Origin of the sequence: Xanthomonas sp. NCPPB 1067 (genome assembly GCF_020783795.1) — a bacterium.
Taxonomy (GTDB): domain Bacteria; phylum Pseudomonadota; class Gammaproteobacteria; order Xanthomonadales; family Xanthomonadaceae; genus Xanthomonas; species Xanthomonas melonis.
In genome coordinates this window covers 1-13164 of the sequence record NZ_JAJGQG010000009.1, presented here as the reverse complement: position 1 = coordinate 13164, position 13164 = coordinate 1, and the positions used below count along the sequence as shown (strand labels likewise).

Here is a 13164-nt window from a genome sequence, read left to right as displayed (position 1 = left end):
AATCGTGATCCGGTAGTGGAGTTGCCTCGCTATGCAACTTCCGGGATCCGGATGGAAAGCTGTCCAACGGTACTGCGCCGGTGCTTTCGACGATGATCGAAGACGTGGCGGCGTGGACGTAGACGGCACGGGTGGCTCCCACTTTGCGCAAACCTACCATGCAGGTCTGTCTCACCATTGCTCGCCATGTCCTGCTCGTTGCGGCAAACCAGATGCCGGCCGGTAGGCAGTTGACCTTGGCGCCGGTCTGGACGAGCCGGAGCCTGTACGCAACAGGCCGGCTGCTTGCGCAACCGGCCTGTTCGACAGACTGCCCGGAGTTCAGAACTCCTGCCAATCGGCGCTGCTGCTCGATGCGCTTGCGACAGCGGCTGGCCTGGCCTGACGCTTGACCGATGCGCTGACGGCGTCGCGTTTGGGCGCGGCGGCCGGCTTGCTTTTGGGCTTCAGCACGGTGGGTGTGGCCGTGTGCACGATGGACGGGCGTTCGGCTTCGATCTTGAAGATCGATACCGCATCCCTGAGTTGCACGGCCTGTTCTTCCATCGAACGGGCCGCGGCCGTGGCTTCTTCCACCAGCGCGGCGTTCTGCTGGGTGGTTTCGTCCATCTGGGTAACGGTCTGATTGACCTGCTCGATGCCGGTGGACTGCTCCTGCGAGGCGGCGGAGATTTCGCCCATGATGTCGGTCACGCGCTGCACGCTGGCGACGATCTCGGCCATGGTGGTGCCGGCGGTATGCACCAGGGTGGAGCCTTCGGCCACGCGTTGCACCGAGTCGTCGATCAGGCCCTTGATCTCTTTGGCCGCTGCGGTAGAGCGCTGGGCCAAGGTGCGCACTTCGCTGGCCACCACCGCAAACCCGCGGCCCTGCTCGCCGGCGCGTGCGGCTTCCACTGCCGCATTGAGCGCAAGGATATTGGTCTGGAACGAGATGCCGTCGATGACGCTGATGATGTCGGCGATCTTGCGCGAAGAGGTCTCGATGCCGGCCATGGTGCCCACCACCTTGCCGACGATATCGCCGCCCTGCGAAGCGACGCTGGCCGCACCGATCGCCAACTGGTTGGCCTGACGCGCGTGTTCGGCATTCTGACGCACGGTGGAAGTGAGTTCCTCCATCGAGGCAGCGGTTTCCTCCAGGTTGGCGGCCTGCTGTTCGGTGCGCTGCGACAGATCCTGGTTGCCGGCGGCGATCTCGCTGGCGGCCGAATTGATCGACACCGCCGAGTGCTGGATGCGCCCGACGATCTCGGCCAGCTGCGTGGCAGTGGCATTGGCGTCGTCGCGCATCTGCGCGAATACGCCACTGAAGTCGCCGGTCATGCGTGCGGTCAGGTCGCCGGCGGCGATGGATTGCAACAGCGCCGACAGCGATTGCAGGTTGCCGTCGGCGGTGGCCATCAACTGATTGAGGCTGTCGACCATGACGCGGAAATCGTACTGGAAGCGTTCGGCATCGCCGCGCGCGCTGAAGTCGCCATTTGCGGCTGCCTGCGCCAGTTGCTTGATCTCGGCATTCATCGCCGACAGGTTAGCCTTGACCTCGTCCATGGTCTGCGTGAGAACGGCCTTCTCGCCCGGTAGGCGTTCCATGGTTTCGCTGAGATCGCCCACGGCATAACGGCCCATGATGCGCGCGAGATTGGTCTGCACCGCCAGATGCGAGGCGACCAGTGCGTTGGTGTCCTGCGCCATCCTGCCGTAGTCGCCGGGAAAGGCGGCGGCGTCGATACGGAAACTGGTCTGGCCTTGGTCGTGCTGCCTGGCCATGTCGGTCTGTGCGCGCAGCAACGATTGCAGCTGCGTTTGCATGCCGCTCATCGCGCGCAGCAGGCGCCCGGTTTCGTCCTGGGCCTGGCTTTGCACGTCGTTATCCAGCTTCCCGTTGGCGATCGCCTCGGCGGCCTTGGTGGCGCGCCCCAGCGGGTGGGTCAGGCTGCGGGTGATGAGCCAGGCGAGCAGGGCGCTGATCGTCACCACGGCAGCGCCGCCGATCAACAGCAACACTTTGGCGCGATGCATCGAGGTCAGCGTTTCGGCGTAGGCCTGCTGGCTCTGCGTTTCCTGGCGGGTCACTAGCTGGCGGATCAGGTCCTGCCAGGCGATCAGGGCCGGGCGCGCCTTTTCGCTGAGCAGTGCTTGTGCAGGCGTGTTGTCTTCGGCGGCAGCGAGCGCGATGACCTGGTCGTTGATCTTGCCGGAGACGGTGCGCTGCGCGTCCATCGCAGCACGGATTTTCCGGCCCTCTTCGGAGCTGGACAGCGTGTCGAGTTTGGCGCGCAGCTCCTTGTAGCGTGCGCGCTGTTGCGTGATCGCGGCCAGTGCCTCCTGGTCGAGTTCGGCGTTGGTGGACATCGCGTACGTGCCCAGCGCGATCATGATCGACGAGTTGGCGTCCAGCATGCCGTTGCCGATCTGGATCTTGGCCATGCGGTCGAGCACGATGAAGTCCAGCTGTCGCTTGGCGGTGGCCATCGAGTTCAAGCCGATCGCGACCAGCAGGCCCGACAGCAGGATCAGCAGGGCGAATGCGGCGCCGAGACGGCGGCCGACGGAATAACGTTGCAGTAAGGCAGTCATGCGGCAGTCTCAGGTCCGAGGTTGGAAGGCGCCGGTCAGACCAGTCGTGTGAAGAACGCATGATGATCGGGTCGGCACCGTGGATAGCGACGCGCCGATTGAAAACTTGATCGGCCGAACTCCAACGGATTTAGCAGCGCAGCTATCGTTGTCGAAAGGTCGGGAAATACCCGACGGGCAGGCGGAGACGCAGGCGATTGAGGTGAAGACTGATGGCGCGGCGAGCTCAGCTGTACTGCACGCGCTCGTGCCGGCGATGGCGCTAGAGTCCTGGCTTCTCCAAAGCCCGAAACGCGCGCATGGATCAACAGCACCACGACTGGATGCAGGCCGTCACCGATGCCCTCAGCGATCTATTGGCCGCGCGCGTCGCGCAGGCCACCTTGCTGGAAGCCATGCTGGTCTCGCACCCGGATCCTGTTGCGCTCCGAAAGGCCTGGGACGAACTGTCGTCCCAACGGATTGCCTACGTGGCACAGAACAAGGCGGCGACGCAATCGGAGCGGCCAATGGATGGCTACACACTGGAGCAATTTCAGGCCTGGGAAGAAAAGTTCCGCCGGTATTTTCCGCGCGATGTGGGTCCGCGGTAAGCGCGCGATCATGCCTTGCTGCCGTTGCGGAACCTGGAGTAACAGGCAGGCCGGGGTGCTTACGTAAGGCCTGCCTGCATGCCGCGACGATGCAGGCGCTGCACCAGCGGCCAGATCCTGGATGTTCATTGGCGCCGTTGTTGCTCGGGGATTAGGACTCTTTGGCCTTTGGAGAAGCTAAGATCGAACGTCGTGCACAGTCGGAGGCGCCAATGATCGATCGTCGTACCTTTCTTGCCACGGGTGTGGCGGCTGCTGCCGCCAGCGTTGGGGCATCGGCTGCCGGGATCGTGCCGGGTCCCCGCGCCAACGGACCGGCACCATGGGGTGCGGTGCCCAGCAAGCGCCAGCTGCGGTGGCATCGGTGGGAGCAATACGCCTTCGTGCATTTTGCGATGAACACCTTCACCGACAAGGAATGGGGCTACGGCGACGAGGATCCGCGCAAGTTCGATCCCAGCGATTTCTCACCCGATCAGATCGTCGCCGCTGCCAAGGCCGGCAATCTGAAAGGGCTCATTTTCACGGCCAAGCATCACGATGGCTTCTGCCTGTGGCCGACGCGCCTGACCGAGCATTGCATCCGGAATTCGCCATACAAGAACGGCAAAGGCGACATCGTCGGTGAGATGGCCGCAGCGTGTCGACGCGCCGGCCTGGCGTTCGGCATTTATCTCTCTCCCTGGGATCGCAACCACGCCGAGTATGGGCGCCCTGGCTATCTCGACTATTTCCGCAAGCAGATCGTCGAGCTCTGCACGGGCTATGGCGAGCTGTTCGAGTTCTGGTTCGATGGCGCCAATGGGGGCGACGGCTATTACGGTGGAGCGCGCGAAGCGCGCAAGATCGATGCGCCCGCGTACTACAACTGGCCACGGATGATCGAGCTGGTGCATCGGCACCAGCCGATGGCCTGCACCTTCGATCCGCTGGGCGCCGATATCCGATGGGGCGGCAACGAGGACGGTATCGCCGGCGATCCATCCTGGCCGACCATGCCCAACGCCCCTTACACGCAGGAAAACGGCAATTCGGGCGTGCGCGGTGGGGCGCTGTGGTGGCCGGCCGAAACCAATACCTCGATCCGCCCGGGCTGGTTCTACCACGCCGATGAAGACGGCAAGGTACGCAGCCCGGAGAACCTGGTGCGCTATTTCGACACCTCCGTCGCGCGCGGCACCAATATGAACCTCAATCTTCCACCCGACCGACGCGGCCGCATCGCCGACCACGATGTGGCAGTGCTGCAGAGTTTCGGCGACGCGATCCGCGCCAGCTTCGCCATCGATCTGGCCAAGGGCGCCAAGGCCAGCGCCAGCGCATCGCGCGGACCAGGGTTCGAGCCGTCGCGCGTGCTCGATCGGCAGCCGGACAGCTACTGGTCCACGCCGGACGGCGACACCACGCCGACGCTGACGGTGGAGCTGTCGGCGGTGCACAGCTTCGATCTGATCCGGCTGCGCGAATACCTGCCGCTGGGCGTGCGCGTGACCCGCTTTGCGGTCGAGGCCGAGGTCGATGGGCAATGGCGGCGATTGGCCGAAGCGCAATGCATCGGTGCGCAGCGGATCGTGCGTCTGGAGCGCCCGATCGCCGCGCGCCGGGTGCGCCTGGTCGTGCTGGAGGCGCCGGTGTGCCCGGCGATCAGCGAATTCGCGTTGTTCCGTGCCGTTGCGCCAGTGCCGGTCGCGCGGCCGACCGCGAATGCGCCGGATGTGCTGTCCAGCGCTGGCTGGCGCATCGTCGAGGCGAGCGCGCCAGGGGCGGAAAAGTTGCTCGACGACGATGCCAGCACGATCTGGATCATGCCCGCTCCCACGCCGGGCCATCCCGCGCAGGCGACCATCGACCTGGGCGCGCTGCGTCAGGTGGCCGGTTTCAGCCTCACGCCCTCGCGCACGGTGATGAACGGCGCGGCGCCGCCGAAGGGCTATCGCGCCGAAACCAGCGAAGATGGCCAGCAGTGGCAGCCGGCCGGCGCCGGCGAGCTGTCCAATATCGCCTACGCGCTCTCGACCCAACGCCTGAATTTCCCTGAGGTCCGTCAGATCCGCTATCTGCGGCTATCGTTCGCCGAAACGGCAGTACCTGCCGAGCGGCTGGCGATCGCCGGTATCGGTGCATTCTCGCGCTTGCGGTGAGAGCATCCGCTCTCTCGCAGCCCTGCGCCGCGGGGGAGCGCAGTGATGGGGCTTGCCAGTTTCGTGAGATTTGGATGCATCAGGCGAAGCGATTGAGAGAGAAGCGCGCATTTGCGTCGCGTGTTGAAGCTGAATCTTGAAGCCGTGCTCGCACCGCCGTTCGGAATGACGTGCCGTGGTGCGGCGCATGGCGCAAGCGACCTGGCTGGGTACGCGACGGTCACAGCACGAGTGGATACAGGTCGTGACCGAGCCGCTCGGCGATTTGCCGGCCGCGCGCGGGGCACAGGCCACGTTTGCTGAGAGCGATGTAGGTCTCGTATCTCGATCCGGTCATGCTCGGAATGGCGTGGGATGAACTGTCGTCCCACCGCATCAACTGCGTTGTGCGGAAGACAGCACTGATCGAGTACTGACCCAGCCTGGCTTGGTTGTAAGCAGTGCCTGCCTATTGGTCATGGCCTTTCCCGACATCTGTGCCTGCTCGACAGCGCAGGCACAGATGCGGTCGTGACGTTGTGTAAACGAGTTGCTTGCTGCTTAGAGACGCTAACAAAACTTGCGCGCGGCCGTCAGGCGGGCGCGGTCGGTGCTGGGAATGAGCATGTACCACTCGTACATTCCGGCTCTGAGCCCGTTGCCCACCCCCACCCGACGACCGCTTGCTACGTTTTGTTCGCCGCTCTTGAGTATGCCCGCTCAGATCGGGGTGTATTGGCAGCCGCGATAACGAAATTCAGGCAGATAGCCAGTCTTGTCGTAAGGCGCGCCATTGTATTCGCACCGGAAATTGGGGCCGCCCATCCATACCTTCTTATAGCCGGCCTCGCATCTGCCATTCTGGAACCATGAGGAATTGGCGCCTGTGATATGCGTGAGTCCCCAGCGTTCGCCGACAAGGATCGCTGGAGAATACTTCGAGTGCACTTTCGGGGGGCAGGAGATCTCTTCGGCTCTTTCATTGCATTCAGACCAACTACGATTGTAGTTTCCTGTGAGGGATAGTCCGGGAATTCTGATCGGTACATCCCAGGTTCCGCTAATGTCGAAGCCCTCGCTACGGCATGCCCCGCGCGTGGTGGAATTCGCCGCGCTTGGACAATGCGCCGCGTCCCCATAACACACCCCAGGGGAGCCGGCATCTTCGTAGAAAGATTTTTGATTTTTACCTATCCATCCTCCGAACTTGGTGAACATGTAATAATCGTTCGTCCCCGCATGGGCGGTCCCCGCTATGGTCAATGCTAGGAGTGCCGGATAGAGATACCTTTTCAGTTTATTAATCATGGTGATTTCCGCTGAGTTGTTTAACGTTTTTGGGTGGTTTCGATTCGGTGTTGCTGAACCCAATGTGGGTCAAGTGTTCCCAGACGTCAAAAATTTGCAGGTGCAATAGTGGTGGGGGTTTTATTATTTTGTGCGGGTTGCTTCTGTGCTAAGGAACCTTTGAACAACTTATGGAACGAGAGAGCCCTCAATTTGGCCTGGTCGCGACAATCGCCGTTACTGAAGTCAGGTGCTTGCAAGCGATGCAGCCTGTCTCATCCGTTGATCGGCAGCTTGTGAAGAGTTGTTCAGAGTTTCCCTAAACGCAGTGCTTTGCAATCATTTGAGCGGGTCGGGTAAAACTATGGAGGACTTAATGCATGCTGATAATTGCTAGCGTCGGAGCTGATTTGTTGCTCTGTCGATCGTAAGTTTGGCTGGCTGGTCCGAATGTGCTCTGGCTTTGATTGAACGCATACTCTCAGCTGTGATCCTGGATGAGGGATTTTAGGAATTCTCGCTCTTCAGGGGACGCTGAGGGGCGCGCTGCTGCAGTCAGCAGGGTCGACCTTAGCGAAGGAGTGAGCTCAACATCGCCGCTTGCGATCGAATTGAGTGTCTGTCTTACCAGTGGTTCGGTTGCACCACCTCTGAGGTAGTTCACCGCAGCATCTGCCGCCACTTCGGGAGAAGAGAGCCGGTAGATCTTCTGGGCTGCCAGCGCTTTCACCACGTCATACCCGTTTCCGGTAGCAATTGAATTCAGCTGAGAAATTGCGTTGTTCCTCAGTGACATGGCGTCCTTGGAGGTGTCTTCTTCGATCGAGCCAATGAAATTTAAGGCAGCGACCGACGTCGGCACGTCGCTGTCGTGGCTATTGAGTGTGGACATTGCCTGCGATAGAGCTTCCCTGGACGCAGTGCCTGGAAAGTTTGCATACGTTTCATACATTGCGGTGTAGAGACTAGAGTCCTTGTTGGCCCAGATGCGATTCGCCTCGTCCACCATCATCTGTCTGCCGCTTTCGCTGCGAACAATCATGCTCTGAACTATCTCGCGATTGGCGGCGTCTTTTGCCGGTATTTTGGAGTAGTATTCAGCTACCGCCTTTCGCGCCTCCGGACTGGAGTCGATCGTGCTGAGCAAGCGGGACATGAAGATGTCGCGTTGCGTCTGGGACATGGCGTGGCCTGAATCCCATCGGTCGAAAAAATCCTGTAAGCGTTGCTGAACCTCACCGGCGTCGAACGGCGTGTCCCTTTCAGCATCCGTGGAATCGCTGAAGACAATCTCGTTCATCTGTGCATGCCCCAAAGGCATGGTTCGGGCAGCCCTTCCTGATGAGGACGCATGGGTTGATTGCTGTGCTTTAGCTGGCTCAGTGTTTCCGTTTAGAGTTGCAAGATATATCAGCGAACATACTCCGCCGATCGCCACGAGCCCTCCGATAACGAGGGCCGTGGCGGGTTTTTTGGTTGGGGTGGCGCTAATGCCAATGGTCATCGATTTTCCCTTGAGGACAGTCAAACGGAGACTTGGTGATTATTGAAGTGGCGGCGCAGAACGTTTTGTGCATGTGAAGTCAAGAGTGTAGGCGCGGAAGTCTGATTTCTGTCGCAATCAGGGTGCCCGGTTGAATTTCAATATTGGATAATTATCACTTCGCTGCTCAATCGATTCGTGCGTAAGCCAGGTTGCTTCGGTGGCGGCTGAATGCTCGAAGCGCGGTTGCTTATCAAGTGGGGAAAACGTACATGTTCAAGCGGTGTTGTCGATGTCAATTGCTGACACGAAGAGTCGCGAGGTGCGATAAATTTGGTTGCTGCACTTAAATAATTTTTGGTATATCGGGCAGTAGGTGTGTCTTTGAGAAAGGGCGTTCGTTGCTATCGAAATGTGACCTGGTCTTTGCAGTTGATAATAAGAGGGTATTGCGAAACTATGTTGACTGAAGCGATGCGTTACTCGACGTTTGGTGTGGACTTTATGGCGCTTCATGCCAAAGCGATGAGCATGTTATGCGGTCGGGGAATAGTGTCGGGCTGGTCCTGCAGTCGCGGAATCGCGCGTCAAACGTTTGCGGCATTCGCAAAAAAAAACTAACTAATGACTCGCTTTTGGCGAAGCCGGATCGCTTTCAGTTGGGGAATTGCGCCAGCGAGTTGCGCAGTCGGTGCGCGCGGGGACTTGCGCGCAACGTCAGTCGTGTTGTCACGCACCGCGTGTCGCCCGGCGATGTGGTGCATTGGTCGACAGGGATGCGAGGTTGGACGATGCAGTGTGCACCGTCGTACAGGCCCGCTGAGCCGATTTTGCGACAGAAGCGGCGCGAGGCGATAAGCGCATATCTGCTCGCTTAGCTGTCGGAGCAAAGAGGAGGTGCACGCAAGGTTCGGTGCCGCCTTGCCGCTGAGACGATCTAGCAGGGCGCGCGCGCGTTAACATGATTGCGTTCCAACAGTCTGTTGGATACGAAGTGATGCCGGCATCGAGTGGCGATCTGCGGCGTCTGCAGGGACGCCGCAAGAACCCAGGTCATGCGCTCTCCACGACGGGGTCAGGCGCGATTTGCGGGATGTCCGGTGGATGCGTTGCTGTGAGTCTTCGTCCGCCTTGATTGGCGGTCGGTTTTAAAGTCGTGCGTTGCACGAGCGGTCTAGCGTCTTGGGCTGGGGTGCCAGCTGGTGCCAGCACCGTGCCCGCGCCACTGGGACGTACGGGCCGGTGCGTGGATCAACGACACGAGATGTCCGATGTTCAGCCAACCGAAGGCCGCAAGGCTGATTTGGGCGCCTGCAGGCGCAGAGTCGCCGAGGTCAGGCCTGGTGCGGTGGTCGTCAGCAGGATCTGACCGCTGTTGCGCGTGGTCTGCAAAAGCGCCGCACACAGCCCGTTGAACGCCTTGCGCTGCGGCGCCTTGTCGTCCTCGTGACTGGTGGGATCGCCGTTGCCCACGCCGATCAGCTTGCCGGGACCACGCAGTTCGAAGTGCACCAGGTTGTCGGCGGTCGGCACCAGGCGCCCTTGTGCATCGACGATTTCCACCTTGACCACGGCCACGTCTTCGGCATCGGCACGCAAGGCATTGCGATCGCAACTCAGGCGGATGGCGGCCGGCTTGCCTGCGGTTTCGCGGCGCTCGCTCAGCACCAGCTTGCCGCCGCGATAGCCGCGCGCTTCGATCGCACCGGGCGCATAGGCCACGCGCCATTCCACATGGCCGTATGCCGGCACCTGCTGCAGGCCCTGGCTGACGCCGTTGACCAGCAGTTCCACGGCCTCGAGGTTGCTATGGCACCAGACCGCGACATGGCCATTGTCGTCCGGCTGCAGCAGACCCTCCCAGTTCCAATGCGGGAACAGGTGCAGCACCGGTTCGCTGGTCCACTGCGCGCGGTAGTACCAATAGTTGTCCTTGGGAAAGCCGCAGCTATCGAGGACGCCGAATTGCGACGCCACGTTCGGCCAGCGGTTGTAGGGCGTGGGTTCGCCACGGTAGTCGAACCCGGTCCAGATGAAACCGCCGGCGATGTACGGGCGCTGCGCGACGTAGCTCCACCAGGCTTCGGCGGTGCTCGCCCACCAGGGATGATCCAGGTCGTAGGCGCGCGTATAGCCGCGGGCGTCGTCGCGGACGTAGTTGCCGCGCACCGACACCGTGCTGGCGGTCTCGCTGCCGTAGATCGGAATGTCCGGGTAGCGCGCGTGGAAGCCATCCATCTGGCTGGTGCGGTAGTTGAAGCCGACCACATCCACCACCTGGCCGACGCCATCGCCGAAGCCCTTGTCCATGGCGAAGGTGGTGGGGCGGGTGGGGTCGAGCTGACGAACGCGCTGCTGCATGCGCGAGACGATGCGTGCGCCGCGCTCGGTGACCTGCTGCGGCTCCTCGTTGCCGAGCGACCACAGGATCACGCTGGGATGATTGCGGCCACGCCGCACCATGGTTTCCAGTTCGCCCATGGCCTCCGGGTCGGTGGACATGCGCCGGGTCTCTTCGATGACGAACATGCCCAACCGGTCGCACAGGGCCAGCAGCTCCGGCGTGGCCGGATTGTGCGAGCTGCGATACGCGTTGCAGCCCATCGACTTGAGCTGACGCAGGCGCCATTCGTGCAGCGCGTCCGGGATGGCGGTGCCGACGCCGGCATGATCCTGGTGGTTGTTGGTGCCGTGCAGCTTGAGCGGCGCCCCGTTCAACAGGAATCCGCGCTGCGCGTCGAAGGCGATGCTGCGCACGCCGAACGGGCTGACCACCGCATCGGTGGCGTGGCCGTCGCTGTGGATGCTGGTCGTGGCGCTGTAGAGCTGCGGGGTATCGATCGACCACAGCTTGGCCTGCCCCAGTGGCAGGGTCTGTTCGATCTGCTGCAGCTGTCCTGGTGCCAGCGTGATCGGTGTGCTTGCCGACTGCGCGACCACGCGGCCATCGGGCGCGGTGATGCGCGTCTGCACCACGCACTGGCGCGGCGCGGTGCCGTCGTTGCGCACTTCGGTGGAGACCTGCGCGGTCGCGTTGCCGGACTCGATGATGCTGCGCACGACTACGCCGTGCTGTGGCACATGCAGCGGGTCGGTCTTCTGCAACCACAGGTGGCGGTAGATGCCGGCGCCTTCGTAGAACCAGCCTTCGCCCAGGGTGGCATCCACGCGCACGGCGATGAGGTTGGGCTTGCCATAGTCGAGTACTTCGCTGAGATCGACCTCGAAGCCGCAATACCCGCTGGCATTGCGGCCGACCACATGCCCATTGCAGAACACGATGCAATCGCGGAACACGCCATCGAATACCAGGCAGATGCGCTTGCCCAGATCACTGGCCGGAATCTGCAGCGTGCGCCGGTACCAGCCCACGCTGTTTTCCGGAAAACTGGTTCCCAGCGCCTTGTAGCCGTGCGAGGCCGCCGGGTCGTCCTCGGTCATCGTCGCCGAGATCGGCTCCGGCCGGAACGGCAGGGTGACCGCCCAATCGTGCGGCAGATCCACCTGCTGCCAGGCGCTGTCGTCGAACTCCAGTTGCGCGGCAGTGGCGGTGTGCTGGCCAGCCTTGGCGAAGCTGCGCTGGAAGGTGCCGAAGTCGAAGTCGCGCGATGCGTCGCTGGCGTGGCCCAGATGGAAGCGCCAGCCGAAATCGAACAGCAGGCGTTCGCGCGGTGCCAGTGCGACATCACCCAGCGCGCCGGCCGCGGCGGTGCTGCCGGCGCTCGCCGCAGCGGCGCCGGCAATGGCCGGCGTCAGGGCGCCGACGGCGCCCACCGGCAGGGCGGCGCTCACGCCGCTGGCAAGCATGCCGCGCAAGAGTTCGCGGCGGTTGATGCCGGTCATGGCTGGGTCTCCTTGTTGGGGTTGGCCGGCCTGTCCGATCGCGGCGCAGCGGGTGCCGGCCGGTACGATGCAGGCGCCCCGGTGTACGGGTGGCGCATGAAGTCGATCGCCGGCAGCACCTCGTTGCCATGCCGGAAATCGAAGAAGCTGGCGTTCTCCCACGACGAGCCGGTGCCCCAGCGCGTCTTGCAGCTGCTGCTGGTCCATGCCGGCTCCCAGTACACGACGCCGGCGCCACCGGTGTCGATCACCAACTGGGTGAGGTCGATCATGTAGCGTGCCTGCCCCTGCGGGGTGGCGGGATAGCCGGCGATCAGCGAGTCTTCGCCGAGCAGGTTGGGCGAGGTGTCCCCGGATTCCAGGGTCCAGGGATAGGCGGTTTCCACCACCACCACGTCGGCATCGTAACGCCCGCGCAGGCGCTTGATGGTCTTGCCCAGTTCTGCCATCGATTGGGTGGACCACTTGCGGTAGTAGCTGATGCCGATCAGGTCGAAGTCGGTGACGCCGGCCTTGGCGGCGGCAGCGAACCATGGCTCCACATTTTCCGGCTGGGCGATATGCAGCATCACCCGCGGTTTGATGGTTGCGCGCGCGCCGATGTCGCGCACCGCCTTGATGCCGGCGTTGAACAGTTTGGCATTGCGCTGCCAGTCGATCGGGCGTTTCTTGTCCCAGGGCTGGCTGGCCATCAGGTCGGAATTGCTTTCGTTGCCGACCTGCACCAGTTCCGGCATCAAGCCCGCGCGATCGAGCGCGCTGAGGGTGTCGTAGGTGAAGCCGTAGAGGATGCGGGCCAGTTCGTCGGTATCGGTGATGCCGACCCAGGACTTGGGGATCAGCTGTTTGTCGCCGTCGGCCCAGTCGTCGGAGTAGTGCAGGTCCAGCAGCACCTGCATGCCTTGCGCGCGTGCGCGGGCGATGGTCTTCTTGACGTCGGACAGGTCGCTGTACTTGGTCCAGCGTGCATCGTTCCACAGTCGCACCCGCACCAGATTGGCGCCGTGCGCATGGAACAGTTCGAATGGATCGGTGACCGCGCCGTTCTCGCGGTATTGCACACCGCATTCCTCCATCTCGTTGACGTAGGACAGGTCCGCGCCCAGATATAGCGTGGCAGGGGCCGGGGCGGCGTGTGCGGAGACGGACAGGGCCAATGCCAGCAGCGTTGGCGTCCAGAAGCGGCGGATAGAGCGCATGCGATTCCTCGACGAAGCTAAAGTGGAGCGGCCGGCCGCGCGGAGCGTGCGGCCGC

7 protein-coding genes and 1 other RNA gene are annotated in these 13164 nt (G+C 62.5%); 3 read left to right on the top strand and 5 right to left on the bottom strand.

All coding sequences use genetic code 11. The features are described 5' to 3' along the window. Nucleotides 1–321: 321 nt before the first annotated feature. A complete protein-coding gene (locus tag LL962_RS09100) occupies nt 322–2583 on the bottom strand; it encodes a methyl-accepting chemotaxis protein (protein ID WP_228316673.1) in 2262 nt (753 codons plus the stop codon). Between the two features lie 299 nt (nt 2584–2882). On the opposite strand from LL962_RS09100, the gene LL962_RS09095 reads away from it, so the two are divergent. The 3 genes from LL962_RS09095 to LL962_RS09080 all read left to right on the top strand — a co-directional run bounded on the left by LL962_RS09095 (nt 2883) and on the right by LL962_RS09080 (nt 5998). After that, complete coding sequence (locus LL962_RS09095; RefSeq protein ID WP_104584217.1) at nt 2883–3176, top strand: hypothetical protein; 294 nt, start codon at nt 2883–2885, stop codon at nt 3174–3176. Between the two features lie 212 nt (nt 3177–3388). Then, nucleotides 3389–5317, top strand: coding sequence for an alpha-L-fucosidase (locus LL962_RS09090; protein ID WP_228316672.1), 1929 nt, complete (start codon nt 3389–3391; stop codon nt 5315–5317). Nucleotides 5318–5921: 604 nt separating this feature from the next. Then, nucleotides 5922–5998: non-coding RNA, sX9 sRNA (locus tag LL962_RS09080), on the top strand. 18 nt (nt 5999–6016) lie between these two features. Here the strand turns inward: LL962_RS09080 and LL962_RS09075 are convergent. From LL962_RS09075 to LL962_RS09060, 4 genes are all read right to left on the bottom strand, one after another. Further along, the gene (locus LL962_RS09075) at nt 6017–6514 is read right to left on the bottom strand and encodes a hypothetical protein (protein WP_228316671.1); all 498 of its coding nucleotides are present in this window, start codon (nt 6512–6514) and stop codon (nt 6017–6019) included. Between the two features lie 550 nt (nt 6515–7064). Beyond that, nucleotides 7065–7883, bottom strand: coding sequence for a hypothetical protein (locus tag LL962_RS09070; RefSeq protein ID WP_228316670.1), 819 nt, complete (start codon nt 7881–7883; stop codon nt 7065–7067). 1458 nt (nt 7884–9341) lie between these two features. After that, nucleotides 9342–11909 (bottom strand): beta-galactosidase GalA, encoded by a 2568-nt coding sequence (gene galA, locus LL962_RS09065; RefSeq protein WP_228316669.1) that lies wholly within the window; start codon nt 11907–11909, stop codon nt 9342–9344. Further along, nucleotides 11906–13108 carry a glycoside hydrolase family 53 protein gene (locus LL962_RS09060; protein WP_228316666.1) on the bottom strand — a complete coding sequence of 401 codons (1203 nt, stop codon included), beginning with the start codon at nt 13106–13108 and terminating at the stop codon, nt 11906–11908. The genes galA and LL962_RS09060 overlap by 4 nt, the downstream gene beginning before the upstream one ends. Between the last annotated feature and the right edge of the window lie 56 nt (nt 13109–13164).

What these genes read in the sequence shown, in the direction of transcription:
- LL962_RS09100 (WP_228316673.1), bottom strand. Translation starts at nt 2,583, where the DNA reads ATGACTGCCTTACTGCAACGTTATTCCGTCGGCCGCCGTCTCGGCGCC.
- LL962_RS09095 (WP_104584217.1), top strand. Translation starts at nt 2,883, where the DNA reads ATGGATCAACAGCACCACGACTGGATGCAGGCCGTCACCGATGCCCTC.
- LL962_RS09090 (WP_228316672.1), top strand. Translation starts at nt 3,389, where the DNA reads ATGATCGATCGTCGTACCTTTCTTGCCACGGGTGTGGCGGCTGCTGCC.
- LL962_RS09075 (WP_228316671.1), bottom strand. Translation starts at nt 6,514, where the DNA reads ATGTTCACCAAGTTCGGAGGATGGATAGGTAAAAATCAAAAATCTTTC.
- LL962_RS09070 (WP_228316670.1), bottom strand. Translation starts at nt 7,883, where the DNA reads ATGAACGAGATTGTCTTCAGCGATTCCACGGATGCTGAAAGGGACACG.
- galA (WP_228316669.1), bottom strand. Translation starts at nt 11,909, where the DNA reads ATGACCGGCATCAACCGCCGCGAACTCTTGCGCGGCATGCTTGCCAGC.
- LL962_RS09060 (WP_228316666.1), bottom strand. Translation starts at nt 13,108, where the DNA reads ATGCGCTCTATCCGCCGCTTCTGGACGCCAACGCTGCTGGCATTGGCC.